General features: G+C 36.8%; 2 protein-coding genes. Both read left to right on the top strand.

Going from position 1 to position 551, the window contains the following annotated elements; translation table 11 throughout:
* A partial coding sequence (locus KP705_RS16565; protein ID WP_215765044.1) for a hypothetical protein occupies positions 1-372 on the top strand: 372 nt, incomplete at its 5' end.
* The coding region (locus KP705_RS16570) for a hypothetical protein (protein ID WP_215765045.1) at positions 369-551 on the top strand (183 nt) is incomplete at its 3' end. The genes KP705_RS16565 and KP705_RS16570, both read left to right, overlap by 4 nt.

Here is a 551-nt window from a genome sequence, read left to right on the forward strand (position 1 = left end):
ATCATGACTTGTTTGCATGACCATTATATTGACCATTCTTTTCCTGTGAAGGATGTGAAAAGTTATAGAGATTATTTGCGTTGTCTTCCTTCGCATTCTTCTTTGTTTTTGGATTACATAGAAAGCAGGGGATATGGTTTTTTAAGATTCAACGAATATTTGAACGATGACGAGGATGATTTTTGTTACGAGTGTGTTTTTGTTAATGACAATAAAGATGAGATACGCCTTTGGGTTAAAGATTTAGAAGAATGTGACAAGGATGGTTTGTATTCGAGTATCGATAATTTAGATTTGGAAAATTGTACGTCTGATGATTTTAAAAGAAGACTCTCAACGATTTGCGAGAAATTTTTTGGATCGTTGTCATGAGTTATCAATTCGCACATTTTGAGATGCTGAGTCGTAAAGTGCTTGTAAAGCCTTCCGACAAGGCAACGAAGTCTAAGAAGTGGAATATTAAAGAGACTATAGATGAGGCTACCCGGAGAAATCCGGATGCCTGTTTGCATGTTGAAAATCCAGGCAAGCCGGTTCTCGTTTTTGGTCAG

Source organism: Gluconobacter sp. P1D12_c, from assembly GCF_018812105.1.
Taxonomy (GTDB): domain Bacteria; phylum Pseudomonadota; class Alphaproteobacteria; order Acetobacterales; family Acetobacteraceae; genus Gluconobacter; species Gluconobacter oxydans_A.